This is a genomic window from Micromonospora sp. DT48 (genome assembly GCF_049844495.1).
Classification (GTDB): domain Bacteria; phylum Actinomycetota; class Actinomycetes; order Mycobacteriales; family Micromonosporaceae; genus Micromonospora.
Map to the genome: position 1 here is coordinate 251,533 of NZ_JBNCLE010000004.1, position 17,158 is coordinate 268,690.

Here is a 17,158-nt window from a genome sequence, read left to right on the forward strand (position 1 = left end):
GCAAGCCGGAGCGGGCCGTGCGGGAAGGGTGGTGACGACCACCACGTGGAAATACGGGTGACCTTGATTCCGGCACGCCACTAGGTTGGTAAGGATCCAATAGATCATCAGTCATTACGGATGCGGGGGCGGGCGTGCGCGCGATACGAGGCTGGTTCCGGGACACCACAGGTGGGCTACCAACAACCTTCTGGTACCTCTGGACCGGCACGCTGATCAACCGGCTCGGCTCGTTCGTCCTGGTCTTCCTCGCCATCTACCTGACCCAGGAGCGCGGCTTCTCCGCCGCACAGGCGGGCCTGGTGCTCGGCGCGTGGGGTGTCGGCGGCGCGGTCGGCACCACCGCGGGCGGCACCCTGTCCGACCGGTGGGGCCGCCGACCGACCCTGTTCACCGCCCATCTCGGTGCCGCCACCATGATGCTCGCCCTCGGCTTCGCCCGTGACCTGTGGACGGTGGCGGCGGGTGCGTTGCTGCTCGGCCTCTTCGCCGAGGCGGCCCGCCCCGCGTACGGCGCCATGATGATCGACGTGGTGCCGGAGCGGGACCGGCTGCGCGCCTTCTCGCTCAACTACTGGGCGGTCAATCTCGGCTTCGCCTGCGCCGCCGTCCTCGCCGGCTTCGCCGCCCAGGCCGGCTACCTGCTGCTCTTCGTGGTCAACGCGGCCACCACCCTGATCACCGCGCTGATCATCTTCGTGAAGGTACGGGAGACCCGCACGGTCGTCGTCGGGATGCCTCGCGGCGGCGCTCCGTCCGGCGCCCTGCGGACCATCCTGAACGACCGGGTGTACCTCGGCTTCGTGGCGCTGAACCTGCTCGGGGCGCTGGTCTTCCTCCAACACATCTCGATGCTGCCGATCGCGATGGCCGACTCCGGCCTGAGCCCCGCCACCTACGGATCGGTGATCGCGCTCAACGGCGTGATGATCGTGGCCGGGCAACTCTTCGTGCCCCGACTGATCAAGGGACGGAGCCGGTCGCACGTGCTCGCCCTGGCCGCGGTGGTGACCGGAGTCGGCTTCGGGTTGACCGCGTTCGCCGACGTCGCCTGGTTCTACGGGTTGACGGTGCTGATCTGGACCCTCGGCGAGATGCTCCACTCACCCTCCAACGCCACCCTCATCGCCGAACTCTCCCCGGCCGAGCTGCGTGGTCGCTATCAGGGGGTCTTCTCGCTCTCCTGGCAGCTGGCCGGGGCGGCGGCACCGATCCTCGGCGGGCTGGTGCGCGAGCAAGCCGGCAACGCCACGCTCTGGTTCGGCTGCGCGGCGATCGGCCTGGTGATGGCGGTGGGTCACCTGCTCTCCGGGCCGGCTCGGGAACGGCGGGCCGTCACCCTGCGTACCGTCGGCGCCGCTGCGGTGCTGACGACGCAGTCGACCGCACCGCAGCCCGCCGCACCCAAGGCGGCCGAGCCGGTGGCCACCTCCCAGGGGTGAGCCGAGCCCGGGCGTCGCCACCCCCGGCGGCCCTGCGCAGAAGGACCTGGGCTGACGAAACAGTCGACGCCCGGTACGGAAGCCGTACCGGGCGTTCGACGTCGTACGACCGGCGGCGGCGGGCGGCACTCACCCCCGTAAGCGACGCCCGCTCGCGCCGCCGGTCCAAACAGGTGGGCCACCGTCCCCCAACGGTGTCGGTCCACCCGTCCCCCGCGCCCACCCGGATGCACAGATCTGATCGATCCGCCGCTCCCCCGAACGGTTCCGAGCGTAACGCGGTGCAATAAAGCTAGTGCGGCCTGACCTCGCGATTCAACTTGAGCGGCTGTCTCGCCCGTCACAGCGACCCCGCCGGACGGTGCTCAGGCCCTCGGTCAAGGCCAACAGCGGGTACCCGAGGGCTATTCCCGCAAACCTCATCCGTCTTCCCGATCGGGTGACTCGGTCCGGAAGAAGTTGCTCTGCCGACCGTCGCGCATCTGCTCCTGGTAGATCAGGTTCAGCCGACGCAGGTCGAAGGTGTGAAACCACTCGTCCCAGGTGATCTCACGGATCCGGCTGCTCTCCCGGTAGCCCGGGATGTTGAACGTCAACACCCCGGCTCGGCCCGCCCGATCGGTGCCGCTGATCGTCGCCGGTTTGGCACCCCGTTGCCGGGCCCACCGCCGGATGACGTCGTGGTTGGTGGTGACCAGGCTGCGGCCGGGACGCTCCGGCCGGTCCTGGAGCGAGGTGATCAGCTGCGACGAGCGGACCGACCGGGACGTCGACCGTCCGGTGCGCACCGCGCCGCCACCGGCCGCCCGGCGGGTGGCGGCCGCCGTACCGCTCGTCGCCGCCTTGCGCGGAGCCGCCTTGCGCGCAGCTGCCTTCCGAGCGCTGGTGGCGCTCCTACCCGTCGTGCCGGTCGACGTGCGGGCGGCGGTCCTGCCCGCCGTGCCGGTCGACGTGCGGGCCGCGATGGTCCGCTTCGCCGGTGCCGCCTTGGCCCGGCCCGGCGCGGTCCGACCGGACGCCGGTTGTCTGGCACCCGATGCCTTCGTCGCCTTGGCCCGGCCCGCCGGGCCGCTGCTGCGACGCCCGGCACCGCCGGACCGCAACGTCTTCACCAGCGTCTTCACCAGTTCCGGCTTACGCAGCGTGGAGATGCCGGAAACCCCGTGCCGCCGCAGTTGTCCCCGGATGTCGTCCACCCGCATCCGGGAGATCTCCGCCTCGGAGATCCTTGGCGTGTTCGGCGTCTGGTTACCGCCCTGCCGTCTGGTCCTGGTCGCGGTCCCGCCGCGACCCGAGCTACTTCGCTGAGCCATGGACGCTCACGCTCCTCGAACTCGCCGTCTCGGCGCGGCGGGTCCCAACGCCGCACCGCGCGCTGCGGCTTACCCGTCAGGAGCGGTCCGAACCTCCGGCGGCCGGCGGAGCCGACCGGGCCGCCGCCGAGGGCTCGAACAGGTGCGCGAACGCCGCCAGGTTGGCGGTCGACTCACCCCGCTTCACCCGCCACTCCCACTCGCGGCGGATCGAGCTGCCGAACCCGATCTCCAGCATCGTGTCGAAGGACTCGTCGGCGTAGGTCAGCACCGCGCCGAGCAGCCGGTCCAGCTCGTCGGCGTCGACACCGTCGGGGTTGACCCGGCCGGTGAGGTAGACGTCGCCGACCGCGTCGATGGAGAACGACACGGCGTACATCTTGGCGTTGCGCTGCAACAGCCAGGCCCACAGTTCCTCGCGCCGCTCGTCCGGCTGACGCATCACGAACGCCTCGATCCGCAGCGCGTGCTCGCCGACGATCAGATTGCAGATCGTCTTGAGCTTGTGCGTGCCGGGCAGGGTCACCGCGTACGACCCCGGACCGGTGGGCTCGCAGGCTAGTTCCCGCTCCGCGCAGACGGACTCGATCAGTGCACCGAGGTCGCTCATCCGACCAACTCTACGGCGACCGTCACCGCGCCGCCCGGCTGCCGGTAGGTCGTCGCCGCCCTGCTGGCCGGGCCGACAGCCGGGCCCACGGCGGTCAGCAGCAGGAGCCGGTGAGCGCGGCGGCGAGCCCGGCCCGGTGGTCGGCCATCGCCTCGCCGTAGACGGCGAGCAGGCCGGCGGCGGTGCGATGCCAGGAGAAGTTCCGGGCGTGCTGGGCGGCACCGACCGACAACTCGGCCCGACGGGCTCGGTCGGGGAGCAGGCGGGCCAACGTACCCGCCCAGTCGACCGGGTCGTGTCCGCGCACCAGCACCCCGCTGACCTGGTCGCGCACTGCGGTGACCAGGCCGCCGACGGCAGCGGCCACCACCGGCGTACCGCAGGCCTGCGCCTCCAGGGCGACCAGGCCGAAGGATTCGTTGTACGACGGCACCGCGACCAGGTCGGCCGCCTGGTACAGCAGGGGCAGTTCCGCTCCGGTGCGCGGCGGCATGAAGTGCACCCGGTCGGCGACGCCGAGCGAGGCGGCCAACTCGATCAGCGCGGTGGGCCGGTCCAGCCCGCTGCCACTGGGACCGCCACAGATCACCACTGCCACGTCACGAGCCAACTCGGCGTCCCGCGCCCGCAGGGCCGCGATCGCCCGGATGAGCACGTCGGGTGCCTTCAACGGCTGGATCCGCCCGACGAAGGCGACCAGGTGGCCATCGGGCGGCAGGCCCAACCGGATCCGGGCGGCCCTGGTGGCGGCGTCCCGGTCGCCGGCGACGGGACGGAACCGGTCCAGGTCCACGCCGGGTTCGACCACCGTGACCCGGGCGGGCTCGGCGTCGTACCGGTCGATCAGGTCGCGCGCCTCGACCCGGGTGTTCGCGACCAGCCGGTCCGCCTCCGCGACCACCTGTTCCTCACCGATCACCCGGGCCTTGGGCTCCGGCCGGTCACCGGCGGCCAACTGCGCGTTCTTCACCTTGGCCAGGGTGTGCGCGGTGTGCACCAGCGGCACTCCCCAGCGCTCCTTGGCCAGCCAACCGACCTGCCCGGAGAGCCAGTAGTGGGAGTGGACGAGGTCGTAATGGCCGGGCGGGCGGGCCGCCTCGGCGCGCAGCACGCCGGCGGTGAACGCGCAGAGCTGACCGGGTAGTTCCTCCTTGGTCAGCCCCTCCAGCGGACCGGCCATCACGTGCCGGACGTGCACCCCCGGGGCCACCTCCACCACCGGGGGCAGGTCACCCGAGGTGGCCCGGGTGAAGATCTCGACCTCGACGTTCGCCTCGGCCAACCGGCGGGAGACCTCCAGGATGTAGACGTTCATGCCGCCCGCGTCCCCGGTCCCCGGTTGGTGCAACGGCGAGGTGTGTACCGACAGGGTCGCGATCCGCCGGGGACGCGGCCACGGCAGGGCACCTCGCTGACGACCGACACCGGTGTGCTCTTCCGCCACGTCCGCTCCCTTTGCCACGGTTGATGCCGTCCCCGCACGACCGGCGCTCCTGCCTCAACGCTTCACGCCGGATGTCATCTTCCCGATCGGCGACGGGAAATACGTCGGGCAGGCCCTCGGGCGTGACCGACCTCATGACGACCGCGCCGCCCACCGCCGACCGGCGGGGGGCGAGAATGGCCAGATGAGTCGTGTCGCGATCGTCACCGGAGCGTCCAGCGGGATCGGCGCCGCCACTGCCCGGCGGCTCGCCGGCGAGGGTTTCCACGTGCTCGCCGCCGCCCGGCGTACCGACCGGTTGGTCGACCTGGTCGCCGAGATCACCGCGGCGGGTGGCACCGCCACCGCGGTCGGCTGCGACGTCACCTCCGACGAGTCGGTGGCCGATCTGGCTCGGGCCGCGCGGCAGACCGGCGGGCCGGTGACCCTCCTGGTGAACAACGCGGGCGGGGCGCGCGGGCTGGATCCGGTGGAGTCCGGCGCGATCGGTGACTGGCAGTGGATGTACGACGTCAACGTGCTCGGCACGCTGCGGGTCACCCAGGCGCTGCTGCCGCTGCTGGAGGAGTCCGGGGCGGGCACGATCGTCGTCGTCTCGTCGACCGCCGGATTCACCGTCTACGAGGGTGGCGGTGGCTACACCGCGGCGAAGCACGCGCAGACCGCGGTCGCCGGCACGCTACGGCTGGAGTTGTGCGGCCGTCCCGTGCGGGTGATCGAGATCGACCCGGGCATGGTGAAGACCGACGAGTTCTCGCTGACCCGGTTCGGCGGGGACACCGAGCGGGCAGCGGCGGTCTACGCCGGTGTCGACGAGCCGCTGCTCGCCGAGGACGTCGCCGACTGCATCGCCTGGTGCGCCACCCGCCCGCAACACGTCAACGTGGACCGGCTCGTCGTCCGGCCGCTGGCCCAGGCCGCCCAGCACAAGGTGCACCGGACCAGCTGAGCCGGGAACCATGATGGCGTCGCGGGCGTCCCGGCCGCTCGGTGCGGTGACCCGGGGAACCACTCACCCCAACCGGCTCCGCCGGGTGGACAACTGGATCGTGGAGCACTGCGCCGAGCCGCTGCGCGCCGCAGCCGACCCGCTGGTGGTGGACCTCGGCTACGGCGCGACCCCGGTGACCACTGTGGAGTTGCGCGCCCGGCTCGCCGCCCGGGTCCGTGCCGACGTGCGGGTGGTCGGGCTGGAGATCGATCCGGTACGCGTCGCCGACGCACAGGCCGCCGCCGACCCACCCGGGCTCACCTTCGCCCGGGGTGGCTTCGAGCTGGCCGGTCTGCGTCCCGCCCTGGTCCGCGCGTTCAACGTGCTGCGCCAGTACGACGAGCGCGAGGTGGCCGGCGCGTGGCGCACGCTGTGCGCCGGGTTGGCACCCGGCGGGCTGCTGGTGGAGGGGACCTGCGACGAGTTGGGTCGCCTCGGCGGGTGGGTGCTGCTCGACGCCGACGGGCCCCGCTCGCTGACCCTGGCCGCCCGGCTGACGACCCTGGAGAGCCCCGCCGAGCTGGCCGAGCGGTTGCCGAAGGCGTTGATCCACCGCAACGTACCGGGTGAGCGGATCCACGACCTGATCCGAACCCTGGACGACGCCTGGCACGCCGCCGCCGGATACGTCCCCTTCGGTCCCCGCCAGCGCTGGTTGCACACCGTGTCAGCCGTCCGCGCCCAGGGCTGGCCGATCCTGGACGGGCCCCGCCAATGGCGCCACGGCCACCTCACCCTCCCCTGGCCCACCGTGGCCCCCACCCCCACCCCACCGTGTTGATCAAGAAGTTTTGGTCGGGTTCGGGGCGCGATCAGACGAAAACTTCTTGATCAACACGTCACAGGGCGCAGTTGACGTCACAGGGCGCAGTTGATGAGGACGGGTTCGGGGTGGAGGGTGACGCCGAACCGGTGGTGGACGCCGTCGCGGATCTCGCGGGCCAGGGTGAGCAGGGCCTGGGTGCTCGCACTCGCGGTGGGGTTGGTGAGGGCGAGGGTGTGCTTGCTGGAGATGGCGGTGCCCTCGGGACCGGCGTACCCCTTGCCGAAGCCGGCCTTGTCGATCAGCCAGGCGGCGCTGACCTTGACCGTGTCGCCGGCACTGGGCCAGGACGGCGGTTCACCGAGGTCGGCGGCGCGCTGCCGCACCTGTTCGTAGGTCGCGGCGTCGAGGACCGGGTTGGTGAAGAACGAGCCGACGGAACGGGTGTCCGGGTCGTCGGCGTCGAGCACCATGCCCTTGCCCGCGCGCAGCCCGAGCACGGTGGACCGGGCCTGCGCCAACGGCACCCGGTCACCGACCTCGACGCCGAGCGCCCGGGCCAGTTCCGCGTAACGCACCGGGCCGGACAGCGGCGAGCGGGCCAGCCGGAAGTCCACCGAGAGCACCACCCAGCGCTCGCTGTACTTGAAGATGCTGGATCGGTAGGCGAAGCCGCAGGCGTCGGTCTCGACCTGCCCGACGGTCCCGGCGATTCGGTCGTACACCTGCACGGCCACGATCGTCTCGGCGACCTCCTGCCCGTACGCCCCGACGTTCTGGATCGGGGTGGCCCCGGTCGAACCGGGGATGCCGGACAGGCACTCCAGCCCCGCCCAGCCGTTTCGCACCGTCGCGGCGACCAGGTCGTCCCACGGCTCACCGGCCTCGACGCGTACCGTCACGGTGCGCTCGTCCTCCGTCAGCACCCGCAACCCCCGGGAGCGGACGAGGATCACCGTGCCGGGGAAGCCGGCGTCACCGATCACCACGTTGCTGCCCCCGGCGAGCAACAGGATCTCGGAGCCCGCCTCGCGTACCCGGCCGACGATCTCGTCGGCGGTGGTGGCGGTGACGACCCTGCCGGCCGGCCCACCCAGGCACAATGTCGTGTATTGCGCCAGATCGCCCGTGCTGGCGGGTTGGGCGGCGGCTGTCGGCTGGGCGTAGACGTCAGACACGCCTCTCACCCTAGGCTGATAGGTAGCCGTGGCACCCACTGGTGGCCCGGTCACCCCCGGGAGGATGGCGATGAGCAGATTGCACGGCAGCAAGGACTTCTGGATCGGGGCACTCCGGGCGGAGGGCCCGGCGTTCGCCGCCGCGGTGGCCGAGGCGCCACCTGAGACGCCCGTGTTGTCCTGCCCAGGCTGGACCGTCACCGACCTGACCCGCCACCTCGCCGGGATCTATCGGTGGGTGCACGGCCTGGTCGCCTCGGGTGACGCCACGGCACCGCAACAGAGCCGCTCGCAGCCGGTCGAGCCGGTCGACGGCGTCACCGCCGTGCAGCAGTGGCAGCAGGCGTACGACGAGTTGATGACCCTCTTCGACTCCCTCGACCCGGAGGCCCCGGCGTGGAACTGGGCTCCGCAGCCGAAGAAGGCGGGTTTCTGGCCGCGCCGGATGGCTCACGAGACGGCGGTGCACCGCTGGGACGCCCAACTCGCGATCGCCTCGGGTGAGCCGATCGAGGCCAAGCTCGCGGCCGACGGGGTGAGCGAGGTGCTGGACACCTGGTTGCCGGCGGGTCGGCGCAGGTCGGGCGGCCCGTGGCAGGGGGTCGTCCGGCTGACCGCCACCGACGCCGCCCAGGAGTGGTACCTGCGGCTGCGCGGCGAGGGTGTCGCGCTGCTCGACACCGGCACCATCCTCGACCACGACGATCATCACGCCCGGGTACAGGTCAGTGGCACGGCCAGCGATCTGTTGCTGGCGCTATGGGGGCGGGTCAGCTTCGACACGCTGACCGTCGCCGGTGACCGCGCCCTGCTCGACGGGGTCCGCACCGGCTGATCCTCGCGCGTCCCACGGCGGCCCTCGGGTACCCGAGGGCCGCCGTGGCCATTCTGTGACCCCTCCCGAGAGAGCGCTCTCTTGACAGCGTAGAGCCCACACCGCAGGCTACGTGAGAGCGCTCTCAGACAGCTTCTCCACCACCAATCGACCTGAGAGGGGTCATCAGACAATGGGCACATTCCCGCGTCACCGCCTCGCGGCGGTCGCTCTGGCCGCCACCGGCGTCCTACTCGTCGCCAGCGGCTGCGGCGGCAGCGACGAGGCCGGGGACGGCAAGATAACGCTCACCGTCGACGTCTTCGGGCAGTTCGGCTACGAGCAGCTCTACCAGCAGTACATGGACGCCAACCCGAACATCAAGATCGTCGAGCGGGGCACCGGCGGCAACCTCGACGAGTACTCGCCGAAGCTGACCCAGTGGCTCGCCGCGGGCAAGGGCGCCGGCGATGTGGTGGCCATCGAAGAGGGCCTGATGGTCGAGTACAAGGCCAACCCGGACAACTTCGTCAACCTGCTCGACCACGGCGCCGCCGACCTCAAGGGGAACTTCCTGGAGTGGAAGTGGAACCAGGGGCTCACCGCCGACGGCCAGAAGCTGATCGGGCTCGGCACCGACGTCGGCGGCATGGCCATGTGCTACCGCACGGACCTCTTCGAGAAGGCGGGCCTGCCCACCGACCGCGAGCAGGTCTCGGCCCTCTGGCCGACCTGGGAGGACTACATCGCCACCGGCGAGAAGTTCAAGAGCGCCAACACCGGCGCCTCGTTCCTGGACGCGGCCACCAACACCTTCAACACGATCGTGCTCCAGACGGCCGGCAACGCGCAGGGCTACCACTACTACGACACCAGCGACAACCTGGTGGTGGACAGCAACCCGGCGGTGAAGCAGGCCTGGGACACCACCATGAACATCATCAACGCCGGGCTGTCGGGCAAGTACGGCTCCTGGTCGGAGGAGTGGGTCTCGGCGTTCAAGCAGGCCAAGTTCGCCACCATCGCCTGCCCCGCCTGGATGACCGGTGTGATCGAGGGCAACGCCGGGCCGGAGGCCAGCGGGAAGTGGGACATCGCCCGGGTGCCGGGCAACGGCGGCAACTGGGGCGGCTCGCACCTGGCCGTGCCGCAGCAGAGCAAGCACCAGGACGAGGCGGTCAAGCTGGTCAAGTTCCTGACCAGCGCCGAGGGCCACATCGGTGCCTTCAAGGCCAAGGGTCCGCTGCCGTCCTCGCCGCAGGCGCTGGACGACCCCGCCATCACCGAGGCCACCAACGCGTACTTCTCCGACGCACCGGTCGGCAAGATCTTCGGTGAGGGCGCGAAGACGCTGAAGCCGGTCTACATGGGCCCGAAGAACCAGGCCGTCCGTACCGAGGTGGAGAACGCGGTCCGCACCGTCGAGCTGGGCCAGCGCAACCCCGACCAGGCCTGGCAGGACGCCATCAACAACGCCAAGAAGGCCGCCGCCAAGTAACCGGCTGGACGGCCCCACCCCGCCGCCGGTCCAGGGTCCCGCCGCGTCCACCCGACGCGTACAGCGGCTCACCCTGGCCCGGCGCGGGGCGGGGGCTCGGAAAGGAGTCAACGGGTCATGGCGTTGCAGCTCGACGCGCGAGCACCGGCCGCACCGACGCCGCGTGGCATCCGCCCGTCCCGGGCCGGGTGGCTGAGCCGGGTGGACGCGAAGTACTCGCCCTATCTCTACATCGCACCGTTCTTCGTGGTCTTCGCGATCTTCGGGGCCTGGCCGCTGGCGTACACCTTCTGGGTCTCGCTGCACGACTGGGACCTGCTGGGTAGCGATCCCACCTTCGTCGGCGCGGAGAACTACACCCGGCTGCTGGTCGACGGCGATTTCTGGCACTCGGTCGTCAACACCCTCGGCATCTTCGTCATCAGCACCGTCCCGCAACTGCTCGCCGCACTCTGGCTGGCGAACCTGCTCAACCGGCAACTGCGAATGCGTACCGGCTGGCGGATGGCGGTACTGGTGCCCAACGTCACCTCCACGGCCGCCGTGGCGATCGTGTTCGGGGTGTTGTTCGGCCGCGAGTTCGGCATGATCAACTGGATGCTCGACCTGGTCGGCATCGACGGCATCGCCTGGAAGTCCGACCGGTTCGCCTCCTGGGTCGCCATCTCCACCATGGTCGACTGGCGCTGGACCGGCTACAACGCGCTGATCTTCCTGGCCGCCATGCAGGCCATTCCCCGCGACCTCTACGAGGCGGCGGCGATCGACGGCGCGAACCGGGCCCGGCAGTTCTGGACCATCACCGTGCCACTGCTCAAGCCGACCATCATCTTCTGCGTCATCATCTCCACCATCGGCGGGCTCCAACTGTTCACCGAGCCCCGGCTGTTCCATTCCGGCACCAACGCGATCCGCGGCGGGCCGATGCGCGAATCGCAGACGATGACCATGTACATGTTCGAGAACGCCTTCGCGCCCTACTACAACTTCGGCTACGGGTCCGCGGTCGCCTGGCTGCTCTTCGCCCTGATCGCCATCGTCGCGGCGATCAACGTTCTGATCATCCGCCGACTCGGCGCGGGTGCCCAGCCAGCCACCGGAAAGCGAAAGGGAAAGGCGCGATGAGCGAGCGAATCATTCGGCTCAGTGCGACCGTGCCTCATCGCGGCGCCGAGCGAAGCGAGGTGAAGCGATGAGCAGGTTGTGGCGGGCTAGCCCGCTGACGTACTTCGCACTGGTCGCCGCCGGGGTCCTGTCGGTCTTCCCGATCTACTGGATGTTCGTGGTGGCCAGCCGGTCCAGTGACGCGATGGGGCAGCTGCCGCCGCCGGTCACCCCCGGCGGCAACCTGGGTGCCAACATCTCGCGGCTGTTCGCCAACACCGACGCCTACTTCCTGACCGGCCTGATCAACTCGGCGATCGTCGCCACCGTGGTCACCATCTCGGTGGTGCTCTTCTCCACGCTCGCCGGATTCGCCTTCGCCAAGCTGCGGTTCCGGGGTAGCAACGCCCTGTTGATGATCATCATCGCGACGATGATGGTGCCCACCCAACTCGGCATCATCCCGCTGTACATGCTGATGACCAAGCTGAACCTGAACGACCGGCTACCGGCGGTGATCCTGCCCGCGCTGGTCACCGGCTTCGGCGTGTTCATGATGCGGCAGTACGCCGGGCAGGCGGTCAGCAGCGAACTGATCGAGGCGGCCAGGGTGGACGGTTGCGGTACCGCCCGCATCTACTGGAATGTGGTGGTGCCGGCACTGCGGCCGGCCGCCGCCGTGCTTGGTCTACTCACCTTCATGACCACGTGGAATGACTTCCTCTGGCCGTACGCGGTGCTCAACGACCCGGAGAATCCCACCGTGCAGCTATCGTTGCGGGCCCTGTCTGACGGCTATTACCAGGACATGTCCCAGGTCTTCACCGGCACGGCCATCGCCACGCTGCCCCTTCTCCTGGTATTCGTCCTGTTCGGCCGCCAGATCATTGGCGGGATCATGGAAGGTGCGGTCAAGGCGTGACTGAGTTGAGATTCCCCGACAACTTTCTCTGGGGTGCGGCCACTGCGGCGTACCAGATCGAGGGCGCGGCCCGCGACGACGGTCGCGGCGAGTCGATCTGGGACACCTTCAGCCGTACGCCCGGCAAGGTGTACGCCGGCCACACCGGTGACGTCGCCTGCGACCACTACCACCGGTACGCCGACGACGTCGCGCTGATGGCGGACCTGGGTTTGCAGGCGTACCGCTTCTCGGTGTCCTGGCCCCGCATCCAGCCCGACGGCACCGGCCCGGTCAACCCGCGCGGCCTGGACTTCTACGACCGTCTGACGGACGAGCTGCTGCGCCGGGGCATCGACCCGATCATCACGCTCTACCACTGGGACCTGCCGCAGACGTTGCAGGATCGGGGCGGGTGGGTCAGCCGTGAGACGGCGGAGCACTTCGCCACCTACGCCTCCGCCGTGTACGCCCGGCTCGGCGACCGGATCGGCACCTGGACGACGCTGAACGAGCCGTGGTGTTCGGCCTACCTCGGTTACGGCAACGGCGTGCACGCACCGGGGGTGCAGGATCCGGGCGCGGCCTTCGCCGCCGTACACCACCTGCTGCTCGCGCACGGCCTCGCCGCCCAGGCGTTGCGCGCGGGCGGTGCCGGCCGCGTCGGGGTCACGCTCAATCCCGCCGACGTACGCCCCGCCGACCCGAACAGCGCCGCCGACGCCGCTGCCGTACGCCTCGTCGACGGCCTGCACAACCGGATCTTCCTCGATCCGCTGCTGGTCGGCGGGTACCCGGACGACGTCCGCGAGCACGTCGCACGAATCGTCGATCCGGTGTTCGTGCAGGACGGCGACGAGAAGATCATCGCGGCTCCGATCGACCTGCTCGGGATCAACTACTACGCGCCGACCTATGTGGCCGGGCGACCGGACGGCGCCGGCGGTGGGGCGTACCCCGGCACCGAGGGGGCGGTGGAGTTCCTCGCGCCGGTCGGGCCGCTGACCGACATGGGCTGGATGATCGAGCCGGCCGGTCTGACCCGGCTGCTGGAACGCATCGCCACCGATTACCCGGCGGTGCCGCTGCTGATCACCGAGAACGGCGCCGCCTTCCCGGACAAGGCCGCCACCGACGTGACCAGCCCGATTCAGGACACCGACCGGATCGCGTACCTCGACGGTCACCTGCGCGCGGCCCACGAGGCCATCGCCCGGGGCGTCGACCTGCGCGGCTATCTCGTATGGTCATTGCTTGACAACTTCGAGTGGGCCGAGGGGTACCGCAAGCGATTCGGCATCGTGCACGTCGACTACCTCACTCAGCGGCGTACACCGAAGTCCAGCGCCCGGTGGTACCAGGAGGTGATCTCCCGGAACGGGCTGTGACGAGGTGGTGGTTTCTCCGATGACGGGGGCGCAGCGGCCCACCCTGGAGGCGGTGGCACGACGGGCCGGGGTGTCCCGGGCCACCGTTTCCCGGGTGGTCAACGGCTCGACCACGGTCGCCGAGCCGATTCAGAAGGCGGTCCGCCAGGCGGTCGCCGAGTTGGGGTACGTGCCGAACCTGGCCGCACGCACCCTCGTCACCCAGCGGACCGACTCGATCGCCCTGGTCATGCCGGAGGAGGCCACCCGGGTTTTCTCCGACGACCAGGTCTTCCCGGGGATCATCCGAGGGGCCGCGCAGGAGTTGGAGGCCGCCGACAAACAGCTGGTGCTGATGCTGGCCGGATCGCCGGCCGGGCACGAGCGGGTCGCCCGGTACACCACCGGCCGGCACGTCGACGGGGTGCTGTTCGCCTCGCTGCACGGTGCCGACCCGCTGCCCGCCCGGCTGGCCGCGCTGGGCATCCCGGTGGTGTGCAGCGGTCGGCCGCTCGACGGGGCGGACGTGCCGTACATCGACGTCGACCAGGTCGGCGGGGTCACCCGCGCGGTACGCCACCTGATCGACACCGGCCGACGTCGCATCGCCACCATCGCCGGCCCGCAGGACATGGTCGCCGGCATCGAGCGGTTGGCCGGCTACCGGGACACGGTCGCCGCCGTCGGGCTGCCGGAGATGGTGGCGGTGGGTGACTTCACCCGCGAGTCCGGCGCGGCGGCGATGCGTGAGCTGCTCGACGCGTACCCGGACCTGGACGCCGTCTTCGCCGCGTCGGACCTGATGGCCCACGCCGCCCTGCGTACGCTGCGCGAGGCGGGGCGGCGGGTGCCCGAGGACGTGGCGGTGATCGGCTTCGACGACATCGAGACCGCCGCGTACACCGACCCGCCGCTGACCACCGTGCGGCAACCGATAGTGGAGTTGGGCCGCCAGGGCACCCGGCTGCTGCTCCGCCTCGCCGCCGGGGAAGAGGTCGAGCCGGCTCTCATCCTGCCCACCGAGCTGATCATCCGCGACTCCGCCTGATCCGCCGCGCCTGGGTACGTTTGTTGCCGTCCAGGCGACAACAAACGTACCCACACCCCCTCGATGCCGCGTCCGCTAGCCCTCGGTGATGGGTTGGCCGAGCGAGCGGCGGGCCAGCAGGGCGGCACCGGCCACCGCCGCCGGCATCAGCAGGACGGCACCGAGGGGGATCAGGAAGCAGACGAACACGGCCACGCCGAAGCCGAGCGCGGTGGGGCGGTCCGCCTTCAGCACGGCCCGCCGGTCCCGCAGCCCCTTGCCTCGACGGTAGAAGGGTGCGCCCACCAGTTCGACGGCGAGCAGCCAGCCGCCCACCACCGCGCCGATCACCGGCACCACGGTCTGGCCGACCAGCGGGATGAAACCGGCGACGAACAGCGGGATGCCCACCAGGACGGCCAGAGCCACCAGGCGGATCGAGTCGGCGGCGCTGCGCCGCAGCGACGACCAGAAGGGCACCTCGACCGCGTCGGGAGTGCCGCCGTAGCGCTGCTCCACCCGCTCGGAGATCTTCTCGTAGAACGGGTCGCCGACGACCAGTGTGACCGCCGTGAAGGTGAGCACGGTGAGCAGGCCACCGAGGCCGAGGAAACCCAGCATGGCGACCACCCGGACCACGCTGCGGGCCGTCGTCGACCAGTCGTCGGCGAACGGCGTGACCGCGACGGCCAGGTCGTCGACGAAGAAGACCAGCAAGGCGTACGCGCCCACGAAGATCGTGCCGGAGATCAGCGCCGGGACGACGCCGAGCAGCATCAGCCCTGGACTGCGTACGTACAGGCCGATGCCCCGCAGCAGTAGCGCGGCTCCGCCGGCGAAACGGCGGCCCGCGCCGACGGCGGCGCCGGGGATTCCGGATGGTTGCACGCCGTGGAGCCTAGCCAGTTGTCGCCGCATCCACCGGTTGACGGATCGGCGGCCTCCACCGGATGCCGACCGAGATCATCTACAGCTGGTCGATTCGTCGGCGACCGCCGGTCGCGACCCTTGAGAGGTACGCGAAACCGATGGTGAGAGGCGGGGGGCTATGCCGGTCATCGAGGTGACCAACCTGCACAAGAGATACGGCGACACCGTGGCGGTGGACGACGTGTCGTTCCACGTCGAGACCGGAGAGATCTTCGGCGTGCTCGGTCCGAACGGTGCCGGCAAGACCACCACGGTGGAGTGCGTCGCCGGGCTGCGCGTCCCTGACGGGGGCGAGGTGTCGGTCTTCGGGCTCGACCCTCGCCGGGACGCCGCCCGGCTACGTCAGCTGGTGGGGGTGCAACTCCAGGAGAGCCAGCTACCGGATCGGCTCCGGGTCGCGGAGGCGTTGGAGCTGTACGCGTCGTTCTACCGCGACCCGGCCGACCCGGCTCAGCTGATCGACGAGTTGGGGCTCGGGCCGAAGCGGAACACCCCGTACGACAAGCTCTCCGGCGGCCAGAAACAGCGGCTCTCCATCGCGTTGGCCCTGGTCGGCAATCCCAGGATCGCCATCCTGGACGAGCTGACCACCGGGCTGGACCCGCAGGCCCGGCGGGACACCTGGAGCCTGATCGAGCGGGTACGCGACCGCGGAGTGACCATCGTGCTGGTCACCCACTTCATGGAGGAGGCGGAGCGGCTCTGCGACCGCCTGGCCGTCATCGACAAGGGACGGGTGGTGGCGCTGGACAGTCCGGCCGGGCTGGTCTCGGCCGTCGCTCCGGAGCAGCGGATCCGCTTCCGGCCCTCCGCACCGCTCGACGACCGGCACCTCACCGACCTACCCGAGGTGACCGCAGTGACCCGCAGCGGCCCCCAGGTGGTGGTGACCGGAACCGGTGACCTGCTGTACGCGGTCGCCTCGCTGCTCGCCCGCCACCGGATCGTCGTCGCCGACCTACGGCTGGAGCAGGCCACACTGGACGACGCGTTCGTCGAGCTGACCGGGCACCGGCTCACCGACTGAGAGGAGAGCGATGCACGCCTTCGGCCAGATCCTCAGGACTGAGGCGAAGCTCCACCTGCGCGACGTCCCGACGTGGGCGCTGACCGTCGCCCTGCCCACGTTCATCCTGGTGGTGCTCGGGCTCATTCCCGCGCTGCGGGAGCCGAGCCCGGAGTTCGGCGACCAGTCCTTCGTCACGTACTTCACCCCCTCGCTACTGGTGATCACCCTGGCGATGGTCGGAATCAACACCCTGCCCACCGTGCTGGCCACCTACCGGGAGCGCGGCATCCTCCGCCGGCTGGCCACCACACCGGCCAGTCCGCTGGCGCTGTTGACCGCCCAGCTCGTCCTCGCGCTGGCCGGGATCCTGGTCAGCGCGGCACTCCTCGCCGTGGTGGCTCGGGTGGCGTTCGGTTCTCCGCTGCCGCAGCACCTGCTCGGGTTCACGGTGGCCCTCGTCCTCGGTACGGCGGCGCTGCTCGCGCTGGGCCTGTTGGTCGCCGCGGTCGCCCCGACGGCCAAGACCGCCCAGGCGATGGCCGTACCGGTGTTCATGGTGATCATGTTCTTCGGTGGGGTGTACCTGCCCCGATTCCTGCTACCCGACTTTCTGGCCGATGTCGGCGCGTACACGCCGCCGGGCGTGCAGGCGCTGCTCGATGCCTGGACCGGCACCGCACCGCACCCGCTGCACCTGGGGATAATGGCGGTCGTCGCCGTGACGGCCGGCGTCGGCGCGGCGAAACTGTTCCGCTGGGAGTGAGCGG

General features: G+C 70.6%; 16 protein-coding genes. 11 read left to right on the forward strand and 5 right to left on the reverse strand.

The features are described 5' to 3' along the window. Positions 1 to 134: 134 nt before the first annotated feature. Entirely contained in the window at positions 135 to 1,442 is a 1,308-nt protein-coding gene (locus tag ACLQ2S_RS01910) for an MDR family MFS transporter (RefSeq protein ID WP_425700979.1), read from the forward strand. A gap of 419 nt (positions 1,443 to 1,861) precedes the next feature. Here the strand turns inward: ACLQ2S_RS01910 and ACLQ2S_RS01915 are convergent, their stop codons facing one another. The 3 genes from ACLQ2S_RS01915 to mshA form a co-directional block, all read right to left on the reverse strand. Then, a complete protein-coding gene (locus ACLQ2S_RS01915; RefSeq protein WP_425700980.1) occupies positions 1,862 to 2,755 on the reverse strand; it encodes a hypothetical protein in 894 nt (297 codons plus the stop codon). 76 nt (positions 2,756 to 2,831) lie between these two features. Continuing rightward, a complete protein-coding gene (locus ACLQ2S_RS01920) occupies positions 2,832 to 3,365 on the reverse strand; it encodes a YbjN domain-containing protein (protein ID WP_155214482.1) in 534 nt (177 codons plus the stop codon). A 94-nt stretch (positions 3,366 to 3,459) separates the two neighbouring features. Then, positions 3,460 to 4,809, reverse strand: a complete 1,350-nt coding sequence (gene mshA / locus ACLQ2S_RS01925; protein ID WP_309222442.1) for a D-inositol-3-phosphate glycosyltransferase — start codon at positions 4,807 to 4,809, stop codon at positions 3,460 to 3,462. 184 nt (positions 4,810 to 4,993) lie between these two features. Between mshA and ACLQ2S_RS01930 the strand changes: the two genes are divergently transcribed. Both ACLQ2S_RS01930 and ACLQ2S_RS01935 read left to right on the forward strand, forming a co-directional pair. Then, positions 4,994 to 5,758: an SDR family oxidoreductase gene (locus ACLQ2S_RS01930; protein WP_155214481.1), complete on the forward strand. Its 765-nt coding sequence runs from the start codon at positions 4,994 to 4,996 to the stop codon at positions 5,756 to 5,758. 10 nt (positions 5,759 to 5,768) lie between these two features. Further along, positions 5,769 to 6,581: a class I SAM-dependent methyltransferase gene (locus ACLQ2S_RS01935; protein WP_155214480.1), complete on the forward strand. Its 813-nt coding sequence runs from the start codon at positions 5,769 to 5,771 to the stop codon at positions 6,579 to 6,581. Between the two features lie 77 nt (positions 6,582 to 6,658). On the opposite strand, the gene ACLQ2S_RS01940 is transcribed toward ACLQ2S_RS01935, so the two are convergent. Next, positions 6,659 to 7,741 (reverse strand): UDP-N-acetylmuramate dehydrogenase, encoded by a 1,083-nt coding sequence (locus ACLQ2S_RS01940; RefSeq protein WP_425700981.1) that lies wholly within the window; start codon positions 7,739 to 7,741, stop codon positions 6,659 to 6,661. Between the two features lie 70 nt (positions 7,742 to 7,811). On the opposite strand from ACLQ2S_RS01940, the gene ACLQ2S_RS01945 reads away from it, so the two are divergent. The 6 genes from ACLQ2S_RS01945 to ACLQ2S_RS01970 all read left to right on the forward strand — a co-directional run bounded on the left by ACLQ2S_RS01945 (position 7,812) and on the right by ACLQ2S_RS01970 (position 14,473). Further along, complete coding sequence (locus tag ACLQ2S_RS01945; RefSeq protein WP_155214479.1) at positions 7,812 to 8,576, forward strand: maleylpyruvate isomerase family mycothiol-dependent enzyme; 765 nt, start codon at positions 7,812 to 7,814, stop codon at positions 8,574 to 8,576. A 172-nt stretch (positions 8,577 to 8,748) separates the two neighbouring features. After that, positions 8,749 to 10,053 (forward strand): ABC transporter substrate-binding protein, encoded by a 1,305-nt coding sequence (locus ACLQ2S_RS01950; protein ID WP_155214478.1) that lies wholly within the window; start codon positions 8,749 to 8,751, stop codon positions 10,051 to 10,053. Between the two features lie 117 nt (positions 10,054 to 10,170). After that, complete coding sequence (locus tag ACLQ2S_RS01955) at positions 10,171 to 11,178, forward strand: carbohydrate ABC transporter permease (RefSeq protein WP_425700982.1); 1,008 nt, start codon at positions 10,171 to 10,173, stop codon at positions 11,176 to 11,178. 67 nt (positions 11,179 to 11,245) lie between these two features. Next, the gene (locus tag ACLQ2S_RS01960) at positions 11,246 to 12,079 is read left to right on the forward strand and encodes a carbohydrate ABC transporter permease (protein ID WP_155214476.1); all 834 of its coding nucleotides are present in this window, start codon (positions 11,246 to 11,248) and stop codon (positions 12,077 to 12,079) included. After that, the gene (locus ACLQ2S_RS01965) at positions 12,076 to 13,446 is read left to right on the forward strand and encodes a GH1 family beta-glucosidase (protein WP_309222440.1); all 1,371 of its coding nucleotides are present in this window, start codon (positions 12,076 to 12,078) and stop codon (positions 13,444 to 13,446) included. The genes ACLQ2S_RS01960 and ACLQ2S_RS01965 overlap by 4 nt, the downstream gene beginning before the upstream one ends. Positions 13,447 to 13,465: 19 nt before the next feature. Next, positions 13,466 to 14,473, forward strand: a complete 1,008-nt coding sequence (locus tag ACLQ2S_RS01970) for a LacI family DNA-binding transcriptional regulator (RefSeq protein WP_425700983.1) — start codon at positions 13,466 to 13,468, stop codon at positions 14,471 to 14,473. 75 nt (positions 14,474 to 14,548) lie between these two features. Here the strand turns inward: ACLQ2S_RS01970 and ACLQ2S_RS01975 are convergent, their stop codons facing one another. After that, positions 14,549 to 15,340 (reverse strand): EI24 domain-containing protein, encoded by a 792-nt coding sequence (locus ACLQ2S_RS01975; protein ID WP_425700984.1) that lies wholly within the window; start codon positions 15,338 to 15,340, stop codon positions 14,549 to 14,551. A gap of 160 nt (positions 15,341 to 15,500) precedes the next feature. Between ACLQ2S_RS01975 and ACLQ2S_RS01980 the strand changes: the two genes are divergently transcribed. After that, a complete protein-coding gene (locus ACLQ2S_RS01980) occupies positions 15,501 to 16,409 on the forward strand; it encodes an ABC transporter ATP-binding protein (RefSeq protein WP_425700985.1) in 909 nt (302 codons plus the stop codon). A 10-nt stretch (positions 16,410 to 16,419) separates the two neighbouring features. Then, complete coding sequence (locus ACLQ2S_RS01985; RefSeq protein WP_155214472.1) at positions 16,420 to 17,154, forward strand: ABC transporter permease; 735 nt, start codon at positions 16,420 to 16,422, stop codon at positions 17,152 to 17,154. The last annotated feature ends 4 nt before the right edge of the window (positions 17,155 to 17,158 follow it).

Excerpts from the sequence above, each read along its gene's own strand:
- ACLQ2S_RS01960 (WP_155214476.1), top strand. The coding sequence starts at position 11,246 with ATGAGCAGGTTGTGGCGGGCTAGCCCGCTGACGTACTTCGCACTGGTC.
- ACLQ2S_RS01950 (WP_155214478.1), top strand. The coding sequence starts at position 8,749 with ATGGGCACATTCCCGCGTCACCGCCTCGCGGCGGTCGCTCTGGCCGCC.
- ACLQ2S_RS01915 (WP_425700980.1), bottom strand. The coding sequence starts at position 2,755 with ATGGCTCAGCGAAGTAGCTCGGGTCGCGGCGGGACCGCGACCAGGACC.
- ACLQ2S_RS01985 (WP_155214472.1), top strand. The coding sequence starts at position 16,420 with ATGCACGCCTTCGGCCAGATCCTCAGGACTGAGGCGAAGCTCCACCTG.
- ACLQ2S_RS01970 (WP_425700983.1), top strand. The coding sequence starts at position 13,466 with ATGACGGGGGCGCAGCGGCCCACCCTGGAGGCGGTGGCACGACGGGCC.
- ACLQ2S_RS01920 (WP_155214482.1), bottom strand. The coding sequence starts at position 3,365 with ATGAGCGACCTCGGTGCACTGATCGAGTCCGTCTGCGCGGAGCGGGAA.
- ACLQ2S_RS01945 (WP_155214479.1), top strand. The coding sequence starts at position 7,812 with ATGAGCAGATTGCACGGCAGCAAGGACTTCTGGATCGGGGCACTCCGG.
- ACLQ2S_RS01935 (WP_155214480.1), top strand. The coding sequence starts at position 5,769 with ATGATGGCGTCGCGGGCGTCCCGGCCGCTCGGTGCGGTGACCCGGGGA.
- ACLQ2S_RS01955 (WP_425700982.1), top strand. The coding sequence starts at position 10,171 with ATGGCGTTGCAGCTCGACGCGCGAGCACCGGCCGCACCGACGCCGCGT.
- ACLQ2S_RS01980 (WP_425700985.1), top strand. The coding sequence starts at position 15,501 with ATGCCGGTCATCGAGGTGACCAACCTGCACAAGAGATACGGCGACACC.
- ACLQ2S_RS01930 (WP_155214481.1), top strand. The coding sequence starts at position 4,994 with ATGAGTCGTGTCGCGATCGTCACCGGAGCGTCCAGCGGGATCGGCGCC.